Origin of the sequence: Paraburkholderia sp. GAS82, assembly GCF_050436285.1 — a bacterium.
GTDB lineage: Bacteria > Pseudomonadota > Gammaproteobacteria > Burkholderiales > Burkholderiaceae > Paraburkholderia > Paraburkholderia phenazinium_B.
This window is the reverse complement of the sequence record NZ_JBNDLX010000003.1, coordinates 689,952-712,527: the sequence shown is the minus strand read 5'-3', so window position 1 is coordinate 712,527 and position 22,576 is coordinate 689,952. Positions and strand designations below refer to the sequence as shown.

Sequence of the window (22,576 nt, the reverse complement as noted above, 5' to 3'; positions counted from 1 at the left end):
TGCCTGCGAAGCAACCGTGCGTTTCTTCTTCATCGGCATATCCATGACTTTTACCTCTCATGATATGCCTCGCCCACGAAATCACGGATAGGTCCGCGGGAGCGGTTGATTTGCTCTTCACCTGAAGACAAGCAAGGACGCGAGCAACATACGCGCAGCGAACAGCAAGCACGAGCGGTAAAGAAAGCGCGGGACAGGAGTACTACCAACACTCAAGCCCCGCTGACCACCAACAACTCAAAGCAGGAGTTGATCATGGCTAATGCCGATCATAAAGCACGACCACGTCGTCTGAATGGCCTGTAGCCATTCAGACGACCTTGCGAGATACCCCAGATTGGAGAACGCGGAAACTCATCACAAAGGTCAGCCATTTATTCCATGGATGGCTGTGGCGGTCTGTGGCTCCAAGCGGCAGGCTTTGAACCCGGTCAACGGGTTTGCATTTCGGTCGACTACAACTATCAGCAGCTCACGATTACGCCGGACACCTGCTAAGCACCGACACGCGGCTCGCAACCGCTCTGTCAAACGGCTTCAGCACATCCCATTCCTATAATCCCGACGCCGCCGCATCCAAACAATCCATGCCTTGATCTCTGCACGACTGGCCTAACTCCACGCATTCACCGGCCGCGCCATTTATTACATAAGTCTTTCGACCAGCAATTCGATTTCGGATTTGTCCGATTTCGCGACTGGTCCGTCCCTGTAAAACTAAATTAAGTATCCATTTCATAGCGAGCGCCCCAATACCTTTTCGGGAAGCCGCAGCCGCCACGTTGAAATGCCAAGGGACAGAAAACGACAATGGGACAAAGCCACCCTAAGAGCGCGCGCGCTGCGTGCGCGCATTCGGAATGCTACACATCGGATGCGTGCAGCAGCCTCGGCCAGACCGTCATGCTGATCCGGCCGAATACCCATTGATGCTTCGGTCGCCTCGCACTCAAGTCCGGTCGGCGATGCGCGCTCGCTTTCGTCGCCTTCGGCTGCCTCCAGCTGTCCTCGCGCTATTGGCGTTGCTTGTTGTGGCTGGCGCTGCCCACGGGGCAAGTCTGTCCCAACTGGCTACCGATGCTCTGGCGCATGACGCCACCCTTGCAAGCGCCGAGGCGTCATACCGCGCGGGTCTTGAGAAGGAACCGGAGGCGCGCGCCGCTCTGCTTCCACACTTCGGCCTTACCCAATCCGATTTCAAGAATGCGATCCATGTCCCGGGGCAGCCAGCAGCGCCTTATTCAACGGTGGGGGCGACCGTCTCGTTCAATCAATCGATATTCAAGTGGGACGACTGGCAGGCCTATCAGGAAAGCAAGCTCTCCGTTATCGGCGCCGGCTTGTCTTTCGCCAGCGCCAGGCAGGATCTCCTGCTACGTGTAGCGCAGGCGTATTTCGACGCGCTTGCTGCGAAAGACACCTTCGTGCTCGCGCAGGAGCATCTGCGATCCGTCGACGAACAATTGGGGTTGACCCAACGAAGCTTTGCACTAGGCGCGGCGACGGTCGTCGATCTGGACGAGGCACAGGCAGCGTTCGATTCCGCACACGCCGATCTGGTCAAGGCGCAGGGGGAACTCGCGAGACGCTACGCGGCACTGCAAAAGATAGTCGGGCACGCCGTGGACGCGGTTGAGTCACTTGATGCAGACGCAAGTCCAGAAGCTCTTAAATCCAGTTCATCCGATACCTGGGAAGCGGATGCCCGGGCATCTGGCCTCGACGTCAGGCAACAGCAGATTGCGCTGGAGATCGCAAGGCGAGAGGTCAGCAAGGTAGACGCAGGCTACATGCCAACTGTGTCGATAGTCGGCAACGCGAGTAACGGCAATGCAGCGTTCATCAACGGGCAGACCAATTTCTATACCGGCGCCAACCGGGCTTCATCCGGCGAGATTGGCATTCAGATCAGCATTCCGCTGTTCGATGGCCTCTCAACTTCGAGCAAAAAACGCGAAGCCCTCGCCCTCAGGGACAAGGCCGAAGACGATCTTGAGGAAGCGCGCCGCTCGGCCGCGCTTGAGGCCCAGCAGGCGTTTCTCGGTGTGTCCGACGGGCTCGCGCAAATCGCCGCGCTACGCACAGCACAACGATCCGCCGAAACAGCACTGCAGTCTGACCGAAAGGGCTTCCGCGTCGGTGTGCGCATCAACGCCGACGTCCTCGACGCCGAAGACAAGCTCTTTAGCACGCGGCGCGATCTTGCGAAGGCGCGTTACGACACGCTGATGCAGTTCCTCCACCTTAAGGCAAGCGTCGCACAACTCGACGAATCGGCGCTTGCGCAACTTGACCAGCATGACGGCCAGACGGCCGCGCCTTCACAAAAATAAAACATGACGATGTTTCAGGCAATCAGGCGGCATCTTCTGTTCGCGACGTTGTTTGGCGTCGCAAGCAATCTGCTCGTACTGGCACCCACGCTGTATCTGCTTCAAGTCTATGACCGCGTCTTGCCGAGCCGTAGCATGGAGACATTAGCCATGCTGATGATCTTCATGGTGATTGCATTGTTCATGATGTTCGCAGTGGACGTCGTACGCAACCGGCTGTTGGCCAACCTCGGCCGGCAAATCGCGGACCGGTTGGACCGGCAGGCTTTGGCGGCCCGCGTCGAGACGCTGGCAAGACGAACGCCTCGGCCCGATCTCGCTACGTCGCAGGACGTCGCTGCTTTTCGGTCGTTCCTTTCAGGCCCAGGAGTGACCGCACTCCTCGATATGCCTTGGCTCGCCTTTTATCTTGCGCTCATGTTCCTGTTCCACTGGTCTCTCGGTCTCATCGCTGTGGCAAGCGCGATCATTCTGGTGTGCTTGACGTTGCTCAACGACAGGTCGACCCGGGGCGGCGTGCGTTCTTACGTGGCACGTCAACGCGAGACCGATCAGATCGCCACGCAGATTGGGCGAAACGCGGAAGTCGTGACGGTACTCGGCATGAACGCTGTCCTGATTGATGCCTGGGCAGCCCGAAGGCGCAAGGATCTCGACGCCCAGGAGCAGGTAACCGATACATCAATGTTGAATAGGAACGTGAGCAAGGCGCTCCGTCAGGCCATTCAGGTCGTGACAATGGCTACGGGCGCATGGCTGGTTATCAACCAGTATGCGACGGGCGGAGTCATGCTCGCCACAACCATTTTGCTAGGTAAGGCACTTGCTCCGGTTGAGCAGATGCTCGGAAGCTGGAAGCAGCTTACGGAGGTACGGCAGGGCTGGGCCCGACTGGATGCACTACATCGCTGGAAGGTTGGACGCAGCGCAATCGAATTACCGCGGCCGGAGGGGCGACTCACAGTCGACGCGCTGACTTTCAGCAGTCGTAGTGCTAACGATCAACGTGGCCGCCTTCTGCTTAAGGGCATTCAATTTTCTCTGCTTCCTGGTCAACTACTCGTGATTGTCGGCTCCAGCGCGTCCGGCAAATCCACCCTACTGCGACTTCTGGCTGGCCTCTGGGAACCACAGTCGGGCACGGTGCGTCTTGACGGCGCTGATATCGCCCAATGGCCTCGCGATACGCTGGGACGTTACCTAGGCTATGTGCCACAGGATGTTGAGCTCTTCTCCGGCAGCGTCGCCGGCAACGTTGCGCGAAATCCAAACCCGGCGAGTAACGACGCTCAGGCAATTGTGCTCGCTGCCCAACGCGCAGGCGTGCACGAGATGATCCTCAAATTGCCGAATGGCTATGAAACGGACATCGGGGAAGCCGGGGAAGCGCTATCAGGTGGTCAACGCCAAGCAATCGCGCTGGCCCGCGCACTCTACGGGGACCCGCGTCTCGTGTTGCTCGATGAGCCGAACGCCAACCTCGACGCCGACGGCGAACGTCAGTTGAACGCGGCACTACTTCAGTTGAAACGCGACAGGGTGACAGTCGTCGTGGTCACTCACAGGCAGCCAGTGCTCTCGATCGCCGACCGTGTGATGCTGATGCACAGCGGACAGATTGAATGCTTCGGTACCCGTGAGCAGGTCGAAACGTGGGCGCGCTCGAAGGCCCGACCGGCAAGGACGGCGGCGGGTAATGAGCACCAGCGGGAGATCTCGGCATCATGAAATTGCATCATGTCATAAAGCAACTGCGTTCTCGCATCCAAAGTGTTCTGGTTGAGCCTAGCCGACCCCATGAAATTCAACCGGATATCGCCCCCTTGCGTTTGCCACGCAAGGCGATTGCTTCGGGATCTCTCGTGCTTGCTCTCGGTTGCAGTGCGCTCGGGGTCTGGGCTGCCCTTGCACCACTGTCTGGTGCGGTAGTTGCAGAAGGTGCCGTGCGTGACGATGGCGAGCGAAAAACTGTGGTGCACCAGGAAGGTGGGATCGTCAAGGCAATCCTTGTGAAAGACGGCGATCACGTCAAAGCTGGACAAGCTCTTCTCATGCTCGATAGCGTGCGACCTGATGCCGAAGTCGCGGCGTTTCAATCGCAGTTGGCCGACGACGAAGCAAAGGCCGCTCGACTCGAAGCAGAGCGTGACATGAAGCCTTCGGTTACGTTTCCAGCGCAGTTGACCGCCCGGTCATCGGATCCGACCGTCGCTGCGCTATTGCTGCGAGAGCAAACGCTGTTCGAATCGGAGCGGCGGACTTTGGATGACCAGTTGCGTCTGTTGCAGGAGCAGGCGGCCCAGACACGCCAGGAAATCGCCAGTGAGATCGAGCTGGTGCACACCAGCGACGAAAGTCTCGGCATTTCGAAGCAGGAGCTTCAGGTCAATGAACAGTTGCGCAGCGAAGGCTACGTGACCGAAACAAAGCTGATGGAATTGCGGCGCGCCACTGCAGACTATCGGTCACGCCAGCAATCGGATGCGGCGGAACTGATTCGCGCACGACAGAAGCAAACAGATATCGATCTGAAGGTCACGGCGCTGCGCAATGACTATATCCGGTCAGCCGATGCACAGCTAAAGGACACCACGGCCAAAATCCAACAGGTCACCGATCAGTTGCGACCGGCACAAGATATCGAAACGCGTACCAGGATCGTCGCACCGGTCGAGGGCGAAGTGGTCGGGCTCATGGTGCACACGATCGGCTCGGCCATCGGTCCGCGCGAGCCGCTTCTCGATCTGGTTCCGTCGGGTACGCCGCTAATTGTTGAAGCGAAGATCAAGCCCGACAACGTACGCGAAGTCCTGATCGGCAGCAAGGCTGATGTTCGGCTGACTGCGTACAACCCGCGAACCTCGCCCGTGCTTGAAGGGACGCTGACATATCTCTCGGCCGATTCGCTCAATGACAAGGAAACGCGGCAGCCGTTCTACTTGGCGCATATCGAGATTTCACCGGACGTTGTCGCGCGTGCGAACGAGACGGCGCGTGAGCCGATTCGTCTCGGCCCGGGGCTGCGGGCAGAAGTCTTCATCAGGACCCGCTCACGCAGCGCGTTCGATTATCTGTTCGAGCCGCTCTGGGATGGCATCCAAAAATCCATGCGGGACTAGGACGCGACGACATATATCTCCAGGAAAATCCATGAATAAAAGAGTCGTCTCATGCACCGTCTTTTCCACACTTGCTTTACTTACCCAATTTCTTTTGGCTCCGCATTGATTTTCAGTTGCTCGCCACTCAATAAACCGTTGTCAACGAGCATTTTTCCATAGATTGCAAACGCACCATATAGCCCTTTCACATCTGTCAAATTATGAAAGATAAAATCCTGATTTTAGTATCAACAGCAATTCCGATCACCTTGTTTTCACTTATATATTTTGGAGATTGCGACGGATTTTCCGAGTCATTCAGAACATCGACAGCCACCGTAGCTGTCTTAATGATATTGGTACCCGCTGTCATTTCCGCCATTTCGGTAATTTGCGCTTTAATCCTATTTTTCAAGATTTATGGCACACGGACAAGAGACGGCGTAGCAACCATCAATCGGCGTGCCGCAACAGCAATCGCCTTTGGCTTGGTCTTTTTTATTTTTTCAACTCACGTAGCTTCGAGCTTGATATGCAATAGATGACTCAAAAAAGAAGGGGGTACATGCAACACACAAAAATCCACAACTTAAATACTCATACACGTTGGATAAAAATTAATCAGGCGAATTAAAAATGACGACAACTCTTACAGTCGCAGGAAATACGATTGGTGGTCTCGATGGATTTACCGCAGTCATTGATACGGAGGAACAACTTAGCAAGGATCCGACCAACAAAGGTTTGATTGCAAGCTATGATGCAGCACTAGCAAATGCGGCTGCTACACTTGCCGCAGGTATGGAAGGAGGAATCGCTGCCGCGTTCGCAGCAAACGCAATCGTCGCCAACATCGATAACCTCGCGCTAAATCATTCAACTATGTCCACGAGTGACGAGGAAAGTGCAGTCGCGGCGATTACCGGGGAAATCATTGCGCTTGCTGGGCAGGGCGTTTCATTTTATGGATTGAACGAAATGAAGGTTAACCTCCTAGTGGGAGGAGCAACCTTTACGTTGGGCCAAATAATCGCCGGTGTGGGCTTTCTCGCGACAGCGGCGGGGGCTGGACTGGATGCCTCAACGATTACGAAGATCGTCACCCAAGGGTTTCAGGCGGCAGGATTATCAAGCGATCCGAACGCCACATTTACACCGTCGAGTTTCAGCAACTCCAACTTCATCTGCGACTCAAGCAATGCTGCAACTATGTTTAACATTGCGGTAGGGGACAACACCAGCCAGATTGACATTCCAACCATCACTGTCAATCCCGGCAGCGTAGCGACCGTCGTCGTAGAAAATGCGCAGGATCAGGCGCTTATCATTGCGCCCGGCGTAAACGGCTCCGGCTTGGACGTTAAAGTCAATGGTGGCAACAACGATATCACCCTCAAGCAGGGCGCAACTGTCACACTGACATCGTCCCAGACCAATACAATCCACAACGACGTGACCGGGCAGGACTTCACCGTATCTGCCGGTCAGGTTAGCGGAAACGGAGGGAATGGCGCGTTAGCGACGGGCACAACGAATCAATTTACAATCAATGCCGACGGTTCCTTGGGCGTAACGATGGCAAACGCCAGCGGAATCGTAACCGGTGAAGCGACGTTCGATTCGCACGGCATGCTCAAGCAGGACGTTAGCTTCGATCCAACAACCGGTCGCGAGACACAAGAGAACGACTTCAACGCGGACGGCAGCCAAGTCGAACACATCTTTAACGCGAACGGCACGCAGAACGCCATTGTGTACAACACCAGCGGCCACGAAACCGAGTACGCAACCTTCGGCGCCAACGGCGCAAAAACCCAGGACGTTTTCTTCGACGCCACGACCGGACGCGAAACGCAGGAAAACGACTTCAACGCCGACGGCAGCCAGGTTGACCACATCTTCAACATTAACGGCACGCAGAACGCTTACGTATTCAACGCCGCCGGCCACGAGACCGAGTACGCAACCTTCGGCACCAACGGCGTAAAAACGCAGGACGTCTTCTTCGACGCCACAACCGGCCGTGAAACGCAGGAAAACGATTTCAACGCCGACGGCAGTCAGGTTGATCACATCTTCAACGCCAATGGCACGCAAAACACTGCGGTCTTCAACGCTGCAGGCCACGAAACCGAGTACGCGACTTTCGGTACTAATGGCGCAAAGACGCAGGATCTGTTCTACGACGCAACCTCAGGCCGACTGACGCAGGAAAACGACTTCAATGCCGATGGTAGCCAGGTCGATCACCTCTTCAACGCCAACGGCACGCAGTCCGCCTATGTGTTCAATGCCGCAGGCCACGAGACCGAACAGGCCACATTCGGGGTCAACGGAGTAAAAACACAGGACGTCTTCTTCGACGCCACAACTGGACGTGAAACCCAGGAGAACGACTTCAATGCCGACGGCAGTCAGGTCGATCATCTGTTCAACGCCAATGGTACGCAAACCGCGTATGCCTTCAACGCCGCAGGCCACGAAACCGAGCAGGCAACGTTTGGCACCAACGGCAAGATAAGCCAGGATCTGGTTTACGACGGCACGACTGGCCGAGAGTTACAGGAGACTGACTACAGCAATGATGGCAGTGGTGTTGCACACGTTTTCAATCCCGACGGGACGCAGAACGCCGCTGTGTTCGATCCGTCAGGCCATGTTTCCGAGTATGCGACGTATGGCACGAACGGCAAGATTACGACCGACGCCTTTTACGACGCAAATGGCCGTGAAACGCAATTGAACGAATACTCCGCTAGCCAGACGACAGTCCACGTGATCAACGCGGACAATTCGCAGACAGCTACCGTCTATAACAGCAGTGGCCATGAGACTGAGTACGCGATATTCAATGCGAGCGGCCACAAAACGGACGACTATTTCTTTAACGGAACGACCGGCCGTGAAACGGAATACGACCAGTACGGCAACAACGGCAGCATGACCGCACATCTGTTCAATAGCGATAACACACAGAACGCGATCATCTTCAACGGCAACGGACAGGAGATCGAGTATGACTCCTTCGATAGCAGCGGCAAACTCACCGGTTTCACCCAGTTTACCTATGGAGCCGGCGGTGGTTATAACGCGGTTGCGTACGGCCCGACGGGATACGAAACCGGCTGGGCGGACTATGGAAGCAACAACATGCTTATTTCGTCAGGCGGAGGCGAGTACAACTTCACGCTGGGCGATGAATATGGAAGCGGTAGCGACGACTTTGACTTCGGGTGGTTCGAAGAGGACATGGGATATTCGGCAAGTTTCGGTTTTTCGTTCTAAGTCCTAGTCATACCGCTTAACTCTGTGTCTCTCGCCGCACTTCATGCGCGGCGGGTCTCCATCGCCCCGCACAGCCAACCTCCCACCCCACCCCCAAAAACCCTCACCCCCCGCCCTTTCCGTTAAAATCTACCGTTTAGCACTTTGCTCCACGGCCGCCTCGCACGCCCCGGCGCCAGCGGCGCGGCCTCCATGCCCGAAAGGCACTTCATGCTCACGTTTCAGCAAATCATCCTGACGCTGCAATCCTACTGGGACAAGCAGGGTTGCGCGCTGCTCCAGCCGATCGATATGGAAGTCGGCGCGGGCACCTCCCACGTCCACACGTTCCTGCGCGCGGTCGGCCCGGAACCGTGGCGCGCGGCCTACGTGCAGCCATCGCGCCGCCCGAAGGACGGTCGCTACGGCGAGAACCCGAACCGTCTGCAGCATTACTACCAGTACCAGGTGGTGTTGAAGCCGGCGCCGGAAAACATCCTCGATCTGTACCTCGGCTCGCTCGAAGCGCTCGGTTTCGATCTGAAGCAGAACGACGTGCGCTTCGTGGAAGACGACTGGGAAAACCCGACGCTCGGCGCGTGGGGTCTCGGCTGGGAAGTCTGGCTGAACGGCATGGAAGTCACCCAGTTCACCTACTTCCAGCAAGTGGGCGGTCTGGACTGCAAGCCGGTCCTCGGCGAAATCACCTACGGGCTCGAACGCCTTGCCATGTATCTGCAGAAGGTCGAGAACGTCTACGACCTGGTGTGGACCGAGTGGGAAGAGCAAGGCCCGAACGGCCCGGAGATGCGGCGCCTCTCCTACGGCGACGTGTATCACCAGAACGAAGTCGAGCAGTCCACCTACAACTTCGAATACGCGAACACCGATCTCCTGTTCACGTTCTTCAACAGCTACGAGGCGGAAGCGAAGCGCATGATGGAAGTGCCGCTCGCACTGCCGGCATACGAACTCGTGCTGAAGGCCGGCCACACGTTCAACCTGCTCGACGCGCGCGGCGCGATCTCGGTGACCGAGCGGGCGGCGTATATCGGCCGCATTCGTAACCTGTCGCGCCAGGTGGCGCAGGCTTACTACGAATCGCGCGAGAAGCTCGGCTTCCCGATGCTCGGCAATCCGGTGCACGGTGTGCCCGGCCTCACGACTGACGAACAGGACGCCGCGATGCCCGCCTGGGCGCCGCCGCTCAAAGTCGAACGCAAGATCGACGCGGACTGACGAGAATACCAACAGATGACTCATCCCCAACACGCCACCCTCCTCGTCGAACTGCTGACTGAGGAATTGCCGCCCAAGGCGCTCGCGCGTCTCGGTGACGCCTTCGCCGAAGGGATCGCCCAGCGCCTCGCCGCGCGCGACCTGATCGAAGGCGAACTGTCGTTCGAACGCTATGCCACGCCGCGCCGTCTCGCCGTCACGATCAGGAATGTTCGCGACGTTGCGCCGGAAAAGCACGTGCGGGAAAAAGTGCTGCCGGTGTCTGTTGCGCTCGATAAAGACGGCCAGCCCACCGCGCCGCTCGCCAAGAAACTCGCCGCGCTCGGCTTCGCCGATTTCTCGGTGAGCGATCTCGAGCGTGCATCGGACGGCAAGGCCGAAGCGTTCTTCCTGCGCTATACCGCCCCCGGCGCGACGCTCGCCGAAGGCCTGCAAGCTGCATTGGATGAAACGCTGACCGTCTCGAAGCTGCCGATTCCCAAGGTGATGACATACCAGCGTCCGGACGGCACCAACATCCAGTTCGTGCGCCCCGCGCAGCGGCTCACCGCCCTGCACGGTGAACAGGTCGTGCCGGTTACAGCACTCGGTATCGACTCCGACGACACCACGCTCGGCCACCGCTTCCTGTCCGAAGGCTTCGTGCAGATCCAGCACGCCGACACGTACGCCGAGACGCTGCGTCACAAGGGCCACGTGGTCGCGAGCTTCGCGGATCGCAAGGAAACCATCCGCACGCACCTGCTCGCACAAGCCGAGGGTGATCAGGTCGTGATGCCTGAAGCGTTGCTCGACGAAGTGACCTCGCTGGTCGAATGGCCGGTGGTGTACACCTGCCGTTTCGAGGACGAGTTCCTGCAAGTGCCGCAGGAATGTCTGATCCTGACCATGCAGACGAACCAGAAATACTTCGCGCTGACCGATGCCAACGGCAAGCTGCGCTCGCGCTTCCTGATTGTTTCGAACATCGAAACCGCGACGCCGGACGACATCATCGAAGGCAATGAGCGCGTGGTACGTCCGCGTCTGGCCGATGCGAAGTTCTTCTTCGAGCAGGACAAGAAGAAACCGCTCGCCGACCGTGTGCCGCTGCTCGCCAACGTCGTGTATCACAACAAGCTCGGCTCGGCGCTGCAACGCGTCGAGCGCGTCGAAGCGCTGGCGGGTGCAATCGCCACATTGATCGGTGCGGATGTCGCGCTCGCCAGGCGTGCCGCCCTGCTCGCCAAGGCCGACCTGATCACCGACATGGTCGGCGAATTCCCCGAGCTGCAAGGCACGATGGGCACGTACTACGCGCGCCACGACGGCGAGCCGGAAGAAGTCGCGCTGGCCTGCTCGGAACACTATCAGCCGCGCTTCTCCGGCGACGCGTTGCCGGCCACGGCAACCGGCACGGTCGTCGCGCTGGCAGACAAGCTCGAAACGCTGGTGGGCATCTGGGGCATCGGTCTGCAACCGACCGGCGAGAAAGACCCGTTCGCGCTGCGCCGTCATGCGCTCGGCGTGCTGCGGATCCTCGTCGAGAAGCAGTTGCCGGTCGACCTCGTCGAACTGCTGCGCACCACCTACGCGCAGTTCGCCGCCGTGCCGAACGTCGCCGATTCGACCCAGGCCATCTACGATTTCTGCATGGACCGTCTGCGCGGCCTGCTGCGCGAGCGTGGCTACTCCGCCGGTGAAATCGACGCCGTGCTGGCACTGAACCCGACGCGACTCGATGACATCGTCGCGCGTCTCGATGCAGTGCGCGAGTTCTCTGCTCTCAACGAAGCAGCGTCGCTCGCCGCGGCAAACAAGCGCATTTCGAATATCCTGAAGAAGTCGGACGGCGCGCCGGCGGGCGGTGTGCAAGTTAATCTGCTGCAAGAAGCGGCGGAAAAAGCCTTGTACGCGCAGCTCCAACAGGTGGCGCCGCGCGTCCAGTCGCAACTGGCGGCACATGATTACACGGGTGCGCTGACAGCGCTTGCTGCGTTGCGCGAACCGGTCGACACTTTCTTCAACGACGTGATGGTCAACGCTGAAGACCCAGCGTTGCGGGCTAACCGTCTGGCCTTGCTCGGCGCACTGCATCAGCAGATGAATTGCGTCGCCGACATTTCCAGACTCGCAGCCTGATCGCCGGACAATCGCTGAACAACCGACAAACAAGCTGCGCAACCAGGCGCCCGCGCTATGCCGACCAACCCTAAAAAAGTCGTTGTCCTCGACCGCGATGGCGTGATCAACGTCGATTCGGACGCGTTCATCAAGTCGCCGGACGAGTGGGTCGCGCTGCCCGGCAGTCTCGAAGCGATTGCCCGGCTCAACCAGGCCGGTTATCGCGTCGCGATCGCAACGAACCAGTCAGGCATCGGGCGCGGGCTGTTCGACATGAACGCGCTCAACGCGATGCATTTGAAAATGCACCGCATGGCAGCAGCGGTCGGCGGACGCATCGACGCAGTGTTCTTCTGCCCGCACACGGCAGGGGACCACTGCGAGTGCCGTAAGCCGAAGCCTGGCATGCTGAAGACGATCGCCGAACGGTTCGAAGCCGATCCCAAGGTAACGCCAGTCGTCGGCGATTCGTTGCGCGACCTGCAGGCGGGCGCCGCACTCGGTTTCCAGACGCATCTGGTGCTGACTGGCAAGGGACGCCAGACGCTCGATGCGGGCGGCCTTCCCGAAGGCACCAAGGTTCATGACGACCTGCGCGCCTTCGCGCTAGACTTTCTTGCCACAGAACAAGCCTGACGCGAACCGAGCGCGTCCCTAACACTGACTCCCCCGCCGATGCGCTTCCTCCGTTCTCTGCTGCTGCTGATCTTCCTCGTGGTCTACACGATCCCGTACGCGATTGCCTGCTTCATCGCGTTCCCGTTCTTGCGCGCCGAGCGCCGCTACTGGATGGCGGCCGGCTGGTGCAGCTCGACGCTCGCCGTGGTGCGCCGCCTGAACGGCATCGACTACCGCATCGAAGGCTTCGAGAATCTGCCTGACGGTCCGGCCGTGCTGCTATCGAAGCATCAGTCTGCATGGGAGACCGTGGCGTTCCCGGCATTGATGCCGCGTCCGCTGTGCTACGTCTTCAAACGCGAGCTTCTCTATGTGCCGTTTTTTGGGTGGGCGCTCGGCCTGCTGAAGATGGTGCATATCAACCGCAAGGACGGAAAATATGCGTTCGAGTCGGTCATCAAGCAGGGCAAGGCGCGCATGGACGAAGGTGCGTGGGTCATCATGTTTCCGGAGGGCACACGCACACGCACCGGAACGCAAGGCAAATACAAAACCGGCGGTGCACGTTTCGCGGTGGCGACCGGCGCGCCGGTCGTGCCGATTGCTCACAACGCCGGACGTGTGTGGCCACGCAACTCGTTTCTCAAATATGCGGGTATAGTCACAGTGTCGATCGGCAAACCGATCGACACGAAGGGGCTCACGCCCGATGAAGTGAACACGCGCGTCGAAACGTGGATCGAAGCTGAGATGCGTCGCATCGATCCCGCCGCGTACGGTGCTGCGGACAGCACTTCCGCCGCCGCACAATTCTGACGCGCCCACGCCCTCCAAGGCGTATTTGCGCCGGGGCGTATTGCCCGAAGCCGAAACCGATGCAGAAGTCTCCTACGCCGCAGCCCGCTGCGGCGCTCGATAGCCGGCAACTCGATCTGCCGCTCTTTGCAGAGCCGGCCCTCCCGCCGTCCACGCCGCCTTCATCGCAGAAGCCGGACACGCCGCGCGCGCCCGACGGCACGAAACTGCGCAGCCTGACACTGGGCGCGCAGACGCTTCATTACCAGCTCAAACGCTCGTCGCGACGCTCGATCGGTTTTGCAATCGACAGCAGCGGTCTGATGATCACCGCACCACGTTGGGTCACGCTGGCCGACATCGAAACCGCCATCACCGAAAAGCAGCGCTGGATTTTCTCGAAGCTGATTGAATGGCAGACCCGTGTCGAGCAGCGCGCGCTGCCGCAGGTCGACTGGAAAGACGGCGCCCAGGTGCCGTATCTGGGTCAGCCGGTGCGCGTGATGCTCGGTGCGCCGCAGGGCACGCTCGCCTTCGACGCGACACAGGCGGCGCTTGCGCTGCCACTGCCGTTGCAGGCCGACCCGCAGCAGATCAAGGACCGCGTGCAAGGCTGGCTGCAAGGCGAAGCCAAGCGCCTGTTCGGCGAGCGGCTCGCGATCTACGCAGAAAAGCTGGGGGTAAATTATCGCGCCTACGCACTTTCGTCAGCGGCGACGCGGTGGGGCAGCTGTTCGAGCGACGGCAAGATTCGCCTCAACTGGCGGCTGATTCACTTCCCGTTGTCGATCATCGATTACGTGGTGGCGCACGAACTCGCCCATCTGCGCGAGATGAACCACAGCCCGCGCTTCTGGGAGACGGTGGAATCGATTTTTCCGGAATTCCGCGAAGCGCGGCAGACACTCAAGCATCATCCACCCGAGTTGTTGCCGACGCTTTAAAGGTGATGCGACCTCGCTGTCCACGAGGCGCTTACTCACTCCGCGCAGAACGTTTCCTGCAGATGCCGCCACTGCACCTTGCCGTGCGCGTCGGTTTCCAGCACCGCCGTCGAGCGCCGCACATTGCGGTTGTGCTCGCCGTCGGACTGCCGTTCGATGTACGTCACCACTGCGCCGGATGGATACCGGGCGATGAACGCACTGTCCGTAATCTCGATTGCGAAGTTCGGCCGCTGTCCGCCATGCTCCTCGAAAATCTCGCGCAGCGTCGGCCAGTCCAGCGTCGCACCGTTCGGCAAAATCATCGAAAATTGCGGAGAGAAGTGCGCCATCAAGTGGTCCAGCGCACCGGGCCCTGCTGCGCCGGCGTACCAGGCCTGAACCTCGGCGTTCACAGCCTGGATCTCGTCAAAGAAGGGATTCGAGTCGCTCATCGTTCGTATCCGTGGTGGTCACCGGTTCGCGCAATTCACTCCGCCGCGCGCGGCTCACGCAAAGCTCACTTCTTCTTCTGAATGAACTCGATCTTGTAGCCGTCCGGATCGGTCACGAACGCGATCACGGTCGTGCCGTGTTTCATCGGCCCCGCTTCGCGCACCACCGTGCCGCCTTGTGCCTTGATCTTGTCGCAGGCTGCGTATGCGTCATCGACCTCGACTGCGAGGTGACCGAACGCGTCGCCCAGGTCATACGATTCCGTGTCCCAGTTGTGGGTGAGTTCGATGGCGGTGGCAACGCTCTCATCCTCATAGCCGACGAATGCCAGCGTGAACTTGCCCTCCGGATAATCGTGGCGGCGCAGCAATTTCATGCCGAGCAATTCGGTGTAGAACTTGATCGAACGGTCCAGATTGCCCACGCGGAGCATGGTGTGAAGAAGGCGCATCGTGTACTCCTGTTGCTTGATGTCGAGGACGTAAATGTACCCGGAATCGCGCGATGCTGCTGAGAGCGGTGCAGGGTGGCGGCGTCGCTACCAGTTTCGCCACGACCCCGGCCGCAGTGCGTTTACCCCTTCTTTTGAGCCTCATCACGCAAGGCCCGGCGCAGGATCTTGCCGACATTTGTCTTCGGCAGTTCGGTCCGAAACTCGATGATCTTGGGCCGCTTGTAGCCGGTTAGCTGCTCCTTGCAGAAACTGAAAATGTCCGTTTCGCTGAGCGAGGGATCGCGCTTGACGACAAACAGCTTGACCGCCTCGCCGGTGTGCTCGTCCGGCACACCTACCGCGACGACTTCGAACACACCCGGGTGCTTCGCCACGACGTCCTCGATCTCGTTCGGATAGACATTAAACCCCGACACCAGAATCATGTCCTTCTTGCGATCGACGATCTTCACGAAACCGGCTTCGTTCATCAGCCCGACGTCACCCGATTTGAAGAAGCCATCCGCCGTCATCGCGCGCGCGGTTTCGTCAGGCCGGTTCCAGTAGCCGGCCATCACCTGCGGACCGCGAATGCAGATTTCACCGGGCTGGCCGAGCGGCACTTCGTTGCCGGCGTCGTCCCGGATCGACACCTCGGTCGATGGCAGCGGCAAGCCGACCGTGCCGTTAAACGCGGTCGCGGTAGGCGGATTGGTGGTTGCGCACGGCGAGGTTTCGGACAACCCATATCCTTCGACGATCGGCACGCCCGTCGCCGCCTGCCAACGTTGCGCGACCGCTTGCTGCACGGCCATACCACCGCCTGTGGACTGCACGAGCGTCGAGAAATCGAGCGTTGAGAATGCCGGGTCGTTGAGCAACGCGTTATACATCGTGTTGACGCCGGGAAACGAATTGATCGCGTAACCGCGCAACGTCTCGATCATGCCGGAGATGTCGCGTGGATTCGGTATCAGGATGCCCATGCCGCCGCAGCGCATCGTCAGCAACGCGCATATCGTCAAACCGAAGATGTGATACAGCGGCAACGCGACGACGGTGATGTACTGGCCGATGTCGGTGCGATCGCGGTAGATCGGTTCACGCCACACCTCGGACTGCACCACGTTCGCCACCAGATTGCGGTGCAGCAGCGTCGCGCCCTTCGACACGCCCGTCGTGCCGCCGGTGTATTGCAGGACCGCCACCTCGTCCGCCGCGATCTGCACGGGAGTGAAACCCGACTCCGTGCCGTGAGCGATTGCGTCGCTCAGGCTGACTCGGGAGTGCGACTGAGAATGCAAGCGCGTCGCGTCGTCATCGGCACCTGGTTCGCCTGCGACAGACAACGGTGCTCCCATCATCTCCGCAACCGAGGTCACGACTACGTGCCGCACCGCAGTGTGTGCCTGCACGGCCTGCAACGTGGCGGCGAACGTATCGAGAATCACGATCGCTTCCGCACCACTATCGTTCAACTGATATTCGAGTTCACGCGCCGTATAAAGCGGATTCACGTTAACAACGACACAGCCGGCACGCAAGATCGCCGCCATCGTCACGGGATACTGCAACAGGTTCGGCAACATCACGGCGATCCGTGTGCCGCGCGCAAGCCCCTGCGCCTGAAACCAGGCGGCAAGGTGGCGCGATTGCCGGTCCAGTTCCGCGTAGGTCAGCTTGCGTCCCATGCAGATAAACGCGCAGGCATCCGCATACTCGCGAAAGCTGCGTTCGAGCAGATCCGCCACGGAACCGTATTGTGTGGCGTCGATCTCCGCCGGCACGCCAGGCGGATACGACTTCAGCCAGATCTTTTCCATCTCCCAGATTCCTCCTTGTGCCCGCTTCGCCGCGCTGGCGGCTAGCGGCCGGCGAGCGCCGGCATACGCCGCGCCGGCTGATCGAAGCTATTGAAGAATGCGCTCAATTGCTCGCGAGTGCCATGCTCGAGCGCAACCGTTCCGCTTTCCAGTCCAGCCGGCACGCGTGTGGCAATATCGCGAAGCAGGTCATACAAGGTCTTCGTATCGAGCGCGAGCTGCAACTGGGCCGCTGCAGGTGCCTGCTCATGCACCTGCAAGATTCCGCGCCGCAACTCCAGCGCGTAGCTCTCCTTGCGATCGGTCATTCGGAATACGAGCGTGACGTGCAGGTCGGCACAGCGGGCGGGATCGATGCAGACACTCAAACGCTGGAATACATTGCGTAGCGGTTGCGCCCGCAACACGTCGCTCGAGGCAAGGCTCGCGCTGCCGGCAAATGGCAACGCCTCATACGCACGCTCGAGTTCACGTGCCGCGCTCAGATACCAGTTGCGCCAGTTGGTGTTCACCGTGAGGTAGCCCAGTTCACGCAACGCCGTAGCCTTGATGCTGCGGGCGTCGGCGTCTTCCACGTCGAGGCGGACCAGCAGCGTCGCCAGTTCCGCGGCCCAGCGCCAGTCTCTGTCGCCGAGCGCGATTCGCGCGGCGGCGCGCACCTGCTCCGCACCGCCCATCATCGCGACCGTGCGGCGCGTGCGCTCGCTGCGCGGCAATGGGTCGAGGGAGGCCGGATCGCCGTCGAACCAGCCTAGTTGCCCCGAGTAAACCTGGCGCACCGAGTGTTTGACCGTGCCGTAGTACTCGCCGAGCCATGCATGCCGCGCAAGATGCGGTGGCAACGCAGGAATCGCTTCGGCAAGTTCATCCGGCGTCATGCCGAAGTTCATGTGACGAATCGTCTGATCGTGGATGAACTGGATCGCGTCGCGATACACGGTCAATACATCGTCGACGGCTGCCGCGCCCGAAACCGGACGACCATGCGCCGGCACCATGTGCGCAGCGCCGAAGCTGCGCATCATGTCGATGGTCTGATACCAGCGCACGGGATCACGGTAGCGTGTGCCGCGCAACGTATGCACGTTTGCCAGACACTCGCCCTGGATGACTTCAGCAGAGAGCAGCACGCCGAGTTCGGGCAGCCACATCACGATTTCATCGTCCGCTTCCGACGGTGCATAGCGGAACTCGAAACGCACGCCGGCCAGCACGATGTCGAGCCGCTCGTCGAAGACGCGCGTCGGTGCGAAGAAGCTTGCCGGTTCGGCGATCAGCACCGGACCGATCCCCGCGTTGACCTTGCCGGTCGCGCCAGCGGGCAGCAGCGTGCCGAAGCTGTAGGCTGAACGCGTGGCGAGAATCGGCGCCACCAGATTCGCGTTGTTGATCACCGTGTCCATCAGCGTGCGATGCGCGATGATTTCCACTTGTCCCGCTTCGAGTGCCGCTTCGTCGACAAACGCGCGAACGCCGCCGGTATGGTCCGTGTGGTTGTGGGTGTAGACGACGGCCTTCACGGGCAGCGTAGCGTGCCGCGGATCGATTGCGCAAAAGTCTTCGTAGATGCGCTTCGCCGCCGATACCGCTTCGGTTGCATCGACCACTACGATCCCATCGTCGCCGACCACGAAGATGATATTGGCGATCGCGTAACCGACCGCGCAATACACCCGCTCGGCCACCCGATAAATGCGCTGGGCCATGCGGCGCGAGTGTTCCGTGAGGCGCGGCGGTACGGTGGGCGCTGCAATTGCGAAGGCCAGGTTGACGCCCGCATCGAAAGCAACGTCGAGCGGATCGCCGACATGCGGCGCATCAAAGGCAGGATTGCGAACCATCTCGGGGCAACATTGGGTCATACAGTGTCTCCTTGGATAAAAGCTGGCTACACAAGGCAATTACCAGCCTCATCAATCAGAACCGGAATTCTTGTTCCGTTTTTAGGGTAAAAAGATCAGCTGTCCGGCAGCGTGAGACAGCGGCGAAACGCCGTCTGCAGATACGGACGCAGCCGCCGGCTCGCGAGCGAGAGCGGCCCTGGATCGTTCAGGATGCTGTTGACCAGCAGACCGTTGATCATCTGCAGCGACGCGCGCACCTCGAAGTCGAGCTCGGCCGCGTCGGCCACCGGCGCGCCGCGTGCCGCGAGCAGCGCATCGACGAGGTGCGGCACGAGCAACGCCAGCACTTCGCGATTGGCCTCCTTGGCCGCATCCCAACTGGGCTTGAGCTGCGAGGAGCGCAACAGCGAAGCGTGGTACAGGCCACGATTGCGTCGGAACACCATGACGTAAAACGCCACCACGGCATCGGCAATCGCGCTCGCGTCGCTGGAGCGCCATACGGGCTCACGCTCGAGCATGTCGCGCACGTAAGCGAGACCTTCGGCCATCACCTGGTCCTGCACGACTTCGAAGAAGGCATCCTTGTTGTCGAAACGGCGATAGAACGCGCCGATCGACGTACCTGCACGATCGACGATATCGTTGATGGACAGACTGTCGAGGTTGCCGCTCGCCTCGATCAACTCGCGCCCGGCTTGCAGCATTTTCACGAGGCCGAGCTGGCTGCGGCTCTGGCGCGGCGCCGCGATAGCGGAGGAAGATTTGCGCTTGTGCGCAGGCGTGCTTGTCATGCGGCTTTCAACTTCGTATTGAGGCGTGGAACGCGAGATGCCCGGCAAGCGGCGTCAGAAAGACGCTGGCAAACCGGCCGGCTCGACAAACCGGAATTCGGATTCCGAATCGTGGTGGATGGACCAGGCTTTGTCAACCAGCCTCAGGGTAAATCCTGAGCCAGCGGCTGTGCGGGATGCAGCAACTCATGCGCGGCTCGATTGGCCTCGACCATGATCTGTTCGGTCAGCACCAGCGCCGAGCTTGCAGCAGGCGACGGCGTGCGTTCCGCAAGGGAAACAAGCGCGAACTCGAGACTCAGGCGCGGTGGACTAGTCAGCGCGATGCGCGCGAGCCGCCCTGCTTCGAGATCGCGTCGCACCGCCGCCCCAGTGGCGAACAACACCGCATCCGTCTGCGCGACGACGTTCTTGAGCACGGCAACGTCGTTGCATTCCACCTGCAGAGGAATATGCTCATGCGCCCGATACTTCAGCAGCCGGTGCAGCGCGTCCTTCATAAACGCGGGCACGGTCACCGATACCAGTGGAAACTCGCGCAACGCAACCATCGGTACGGGTCCGCCTTGCAGCAGCGGATGTCCTGGCCGCACGAACCAGCCACCTTCGTGACGCGGCAAGCGATGCAGGGCGACGTCCGGCGTCGCGGGCAGCACGCGGCGATCCATGACGAGAAAGTCGACCTGCTCGGCGCGCAGTTTGGCGAGCAGCGCTTCGCCGTCACCATCGCCCAATGCAATCGAAACCTTGATCTTCGGAAAGCGCCGCGAGAATTCGACCAGCAGATCGGGCAGCAGCACGACGGCTGCGTAAGGGCCGAGACCGATATGCACCTCGCCCAGTTCATGAGCCTTGAGTAACTCGACGTCGCGAAAGAGACAGCGCGTCTCGAACAGCACGCGGCGCGCACGCTCGACGAGCAACCGGCCAGCCGCCGTCATCGCGACACCGCGCGCGGCCCGGTCGAACAGTTTCATGCCCAGCTCATCTTCGAGCGCCTGAATGCTGCGGCTCAATGCGGGCTGGCTCAGATGCACGCGCTCCGCCGCGCGCGCGAAACTGCCTTCTTCGGCGAGTGCGATCAGGTGAGTCAGCCGGCGGGAGTTAATCTCATGCATGTTTTGCAAGTTTCCGATAAGCAGATTGCACTTGAATAATTCTTTTATACCACCTCAAATGGGCAAAATTCCGCGGCTGCCAGCAGACTGGTCATCCGGACGGCAACAGGACCGCTCAGGTCATACACGTCGTACAGAACATCATTGGAGACAGGGTTTGCCCATCTCGCCGCGCCCCGCGTTGTCCGTCAACGGCGGCCGGTCGACGGCACACCCTCAGGAGTATTGAATGCTCGAAGCACATAGTTCCACCTTGACCGACGCGCCTGCGGTCGCGGCACCGGTTGATCGCGCCACGGGCCGGCGCTGGGTCATCGTCGGATCGCTGTTCCTGTTCATGCTAATCAACTTCGCCGACAAGGCCGTGCTTGGTCTGGTGGCGATCCCGATGATGCACGACATGGGACTGTCGCACGAGCAGTTCGGCCTCGTCGGCAGTGCGTTCTTTTTGCTGTTTTCGCTCTCAGGCATCGCGATTGGCCTCATCGCCGATCGTGTCAGCATGAAATGGCTGCTGGCTGCGCTCGCACTGACGTGGGCTTGCGCGCAGTTGCCGCTTGCCTGGCCAAGTAGTTTCGCAGTCCTGCTGCTGTGCCGGGTCCTGCTGGGTGCGGGTGAAGGCCCGGCATCGCCGCTCGCGCTGCACGTCGTCTATACATGGTTCGACGATCGCGAACGCAGCCTGCCCACCACGATTGTTCAACAAGGTGCAACGGCCGGCGTGATTGTTGCGGGACCGCTTCTCACCTATATCTCGCAACGCTGGCACTGGCACGCCACTTTCCTCACGCTCGGGATAGTAGGTGCCGCGTGGACTGTGCTTTGGCTTTGTGTCGGCAAGACAGGCAATCAGCATTCGCGCCGCGCGCGGCCCATCGCAACGGCAAAGAATGCGCAGACGCGCGTTCCCTGGCGGACGCTGCTTTCAGATCACACGGTGATTGGCGTGATGCTGCAATGCTTCGTTGCCTACGCGGTGGTCGCGATCGGCTTCACGTGGGTGCCGGCGTATCTGCGCCTCGGGTTGGGCTTCCCGGCCACCCAGGCGGGATGGCTGTTCGCAGCGCAGGTGGCGGTGCAGATTCCGGTCGGGATCGCGCTGGCGATTTACTCGCATCGCCTGCTCAGGCGCGGCGTGCCAACGCGGCGTGCGCGTGGCACGCTGATCAGCTCAGCCTGCGTGATAAGCGGTATCGCGTACGGCGTACTCTTCCTGGACGTGCCGCCGTTCGTCAAGGTTGCAGTGATGGGGCTGGCCAGTGCGCTCGCTATCCAGAATTTCACGTTCGGCCCGATGCTGATCGCCGAGGTCGCTCCAGACGCTCAGCGTGGTGGCTTGCTCGCGATCACCACCTCGATCACCACTACCGCCGGGCTGATTGGCCCGGTCGCAATGGGCAGACTGCTGGGCGCAGCCGGCGATGCGCATGGCTATGAGATCGGTTTCGTCATCAACGGTGCGCTGTTGCTGGCCGTTGGCGCAGCCGGCTTCGCGCTGCTCGATCCGCAGCGCTCGCGTCGCCGCCTGCAGATCCAGTCCTGATGGCGTACGGCAGGTCGCGCTCACGCCTGCCTCTCACCTCACCTTTAGGCCACACCATTCGCCGCACTCGCACATTGCGTCGCAGCGGCGCGTTGAGTATTCTGTGACACACAACGTGCGGAATCCTATCGAAAGCTCGGGGCCCAACGAGGTGATCGAGCGACGAAGCAATCCCCATGGGCATCGACG

Annotated in this window: 16 protein-coding genes; 10 read left to right on the top strand and 6 right to left on the bottom strand. The window is 60.2% G+C overall.

Annotated features, from left to right (window positions below):
• The first annotated feature begins 1,031 nt into the window (after positions 1-1,031).
• The 9 genes from P3T17_RS13525 to P3T17_RS13485 all read left to right on the top strand — a co-directional run bounded on the left by P3T17_RS13525 (position 1,032) and on the right by P3T17_RS13485 (position 14,397).
• Positions 1,032-2,333 carry a TolC family outer membrane protein gene (locus tag P3T17_RS13525; protein ID WP_429407177.1) on the top strand — a complete coding sequence of 434 codons (1,302 nt, stop codon included), beginning with the start codon at positions 1,032-1,034 and terminating at the stop codon, positions 2,331-2,333.
• A 3-nt stretch (positions 2,334-2,336) separates the two neighbouring features.
• Positions 2,337-4,061: a type I secretion system permease/ATPase gene (locus tag P3T17_RS13520; RefSeq protein WP_429407175.1), complete on the top strand. Its 1,725-nt coding sequence runs from the start codon at positions 2,337-2,339 to the stop codon at positions 4,059-4,061.
• A gap of 14 nt (positions 4,062-4,075) precedes the next feature.
• Positions 4,076-5,452: an HlyD family type I secretion periplasmic adaptor subunit gene (locus tag P3T17_RS13515; RefSeq protein WP_429407221.1), complete on the top strand. Its 1,377-nt coding sequence runs from the start codon at positions 4,076-4,078 to the stop codon at positions 5,450-5,452.
• Positions 5,453-6,070: 618 nt separating this feature from the next.
• Positions 6,071-8,719: a beta strand repeat-containing protein gene (locus P3T17_RS13510; RefSeq protein ID WP_429407173.1), complete on the top strand. Its 2,649-nt coding sequence runs from the start codon at positions 6,071-6,073 to the stop codon at positions 8,717-8,719.
• A 210-nt stretch (positions 8,720-8,929) separates the two neighbouring features.
• Positions 8,930-9,937, top strand: a complete 1,008-nt coding sequence (gene glyQ / locus P3T17_RS13505) for a glycine--tRNA ligase subunit alpha (protein ID WP_074263397.1) — start codon at positions 8,930-8,932, stop codon at positions 9,935-9,937.
• Positions 9,938-9,952: 15 nt separating this feature from the next.
• Positions 9,953-12,058: a glycine--tRNA ligase subunit beta gene (glyS, locus tag P3T17_RS13500; protein ID WP_429407171.1), complete on the top strand. Its 2,106-nt coding sequence runs from the start codon at positions 9,953-9,955 to the stop codon at positions 12,056-12,058.
• A gap of 57 nt (positions 12,059-12,115) precedes the next feature.
• Complete coding sequence (gene gmhB, locus P3T17_RS13495; protein WP_074263395.1) at positions 12,116-12,676, top strand: D-glycero-beta-D-manno-heptose 1,7-bisphosphate 7-phosphatase; 561 nt, start codon at positions 12,116-12,118, stop codon at positions 12,674-12,676.
• Between the two features lie 39 nt (positions 12,677-12,715).
• A complete protein-coding gene (locus P3T17_RS13490) occupies positions 12,716-13,474 on the top strand; it encodes a lysophospholipid acyltransferase family protein (RefSeq protein WP_429407169.1) in 759 nt (252 codons plus the stop codon).
• A 59-nt stretch (positions 13,475-13,533) separates the two neighbouring features.
• Positions 13,534-14,397, top strand: a complete 864-nt coding sequence (locus P3T17_RS13485; protein ID WP_429407167.1) for a M48 family metallopeptidase — start codon at positions 13,534-13,536, stop codon at positions 14,395-14,397.
• Positions 14,398-14,432: 35 nt separating this feature from the next.
• Here the strand turns inward: P3T17_RS13485 and P3T17_RS13480 are convergent, their stop codons facing one another.
• The 6 genes from P3T17_RS13480 to P3T17_RS13455 form a co-directional block, all read right to left on the bottom strand.
• Entirely contained in the window at positions 14,433-14,831 is a 399-nt protein-coding gene (locus P3T17_RS13480; protein ID WP_429407165.1) for a hypothetical protein, read from the bottom strand.
• Between the two features lie 65 nt (positions 14,832-14,896).
• Positions 14,897-15,283 (bottom strand): lactoylglutathione lyase, encoded by a 387-nt coding sequence (gene gloA / locus P3T17_RS13475; protein ID WP_074263391.1) that lies wholly within the window; start codon positions 15,281-15,283, stop codon positions 14,897-14,899.
• A 122-nt stretch (positions 15,284-15,405) separates the two neighbouring features.
• Positions 15,406-17,088, bottom strand: a complete 1,683-nt coding sequence (locus tag P3T17_RS13470; RefSeq protein WP_429407164.1) for a long-chain-fatty-acid--CoA ligase — start codon at positions 17,086-17,088, stop codon at positions 15,406-15,408.
• 41 nt (positions 17,089-17,129) lie between these two features.
• Positions 17,130-18,950, bottom strand: coding sequence for an alkyl sulfatase dimerization domain-containing protein (locus P3T17_RS13465; RefSeq protein WP_429407162.1), 1,821 nt, complete (start codon positions 18,948-18,950; stop codon positions 17,130-17,132).
• Between the two features lie 95 nt (positions 18,951-19,045).
• Positions 19,046-19,726 carry a TetR/AcrR family transcriptional regulator gene (locus tag P3T17_RS13460; protein ID WP_429407161.1) on the bottom strand — a complete coding sequence of 227 codons (681 nt, stop codon included), beginning with the start codon at positions 19,724-19,726 and terminating at the stop codon, positions 19,046-19,048.
• 143 nt (positions 19,727-19,869) lie between these two features.
• Positions 19,870-20,844 carry a LysR family transcriptional regulator gene (locus P3T17_RS13455; protein WP_429407159.1) on the bottom strand — a complete coding sequence of 325 codons (975 nt, stop codon included), beginning with the start codon at positions 20,842-20,844 and terminating at the stop codon, positions 19,870-19,872.
• A gap of 229 nt (positions 20,845-21,073) precedes the next feature.
• Between P3T17_RS13455 and P3T17_RS13450 the strand changes: the two genes are divergently transcribed.
• Complete coding sequence (locus P3T17_RS13450) at positions 21,074-22,387, top strand: MFS transporter (protein WP_429407157.1); 1,314 nt, start codon at positions 21,074-21,076, stop codon at positions 22,385-22,387.
• The last annotated feature ends 189 nt before the right edge of the window (positions 22,388-22,576 follow it).

Excerpts from the sequence above, each read along its gene's own strand:
- P3T17_RS13450 (WP_429407157.1), top strand. The coding sequence starts at position 21,074 with ATGCTCGAAGCACATAGTTCCACCTTGACCGACGCGCCTGCGGTCGCG.
- P3T17_RS13485 (WP_429407167.1), top strand. The coding sequence starts at position 13,534 with ATGCAGAAGTCTCCTACGCCGCAGCCCGCTGCGGCGCTCGATAGCCGG.
- gmhB (WP_074263395.1), top strand. The coding sequence starts at position 12,116 with ATGCCGACCAACCCTAAAAAAGTCGTTGTCCTCGACCGCGATGGCGTG.
- P3T17_RS13455 (WP_429407159.1), bottom strand. The coding sequence starts at position 20,844 with ATGCATGAGATTAACTCCCGCCGGCTGACTCACCTGATCGCACTCGCC.
- P3T17_RS13490 (WP_429407169.1), top strand. The coding sequence starts at position 12,716 with ATGCGCTTCCTCCGTTCTCTGCTGCTGCTGATCTTCCTCGTGGTCTAC.
- P3T17_RS13460 (WP_429407161.1), bottom strand. The coding sequence starts at position 19,726 with ATGACAAGCACGCCTGCGCACAAGCGCAAATCTTCCTCCGCTATCGCG.
- P3T17_RS13520 (WP_429407175.1), top strand. The coding sequence starts at position 2,337 with ATGACGATGTTTCAGGCAATCAGGCGGCATCTTCTGTTCGCGACGTTG.
- glyQ (WP_074263397.1), top strand. The coding sequence starts at position 8,930 with ATGCTCACGTTTCAGCAAATCATCCTGACGCTGCAATCCTACTGGGAC.
- glyS (WP_429407171.1), top strand. The coding sequence starts at position 9,953 with ATGACTCATCCCCAACACGCCACCCTCCTCGTCGAACTGCTGACTGAG.
- gloA (WP_074263391.1), bottom strand. The coding sequence starts at position 15,283 with ATGCGCCTTCTTCACACCATGCTCCGCGTGGGCAATCTGGACCGTTCG.
- P3T17_RS13465 (WP_429407162.1), bottom strand. The coding sequence starts at position 18,950 with ATGACCCAATGTTGCCCCGAGATGGTTCGCAATCCTGCCTTTGATGCG.
- P3T17_RS13510 (WP_429407173.1), top strand. The coding sequence starts at position 6,071 with ATGACGACAACTCTTACAGTCGCAGGAAATACGATTGGTGGTCTCGAT.
- P3T17_RS13470 (WP_429407164.1), bottom strand. The coding sequence starts at position 17,088 with ATGGAAAAGATCTGGCTGAAGTCGTATCCGCCTGGCGTGCCGGCGGAG.
- P3T17_RS13480 (WP_429407165.1), bottom strand. The coding sequence starts at position 14,831 with ATGAGCGACTCGAATCCCTTCTTTGACGAGATCCAGGCTGTGAACGCC.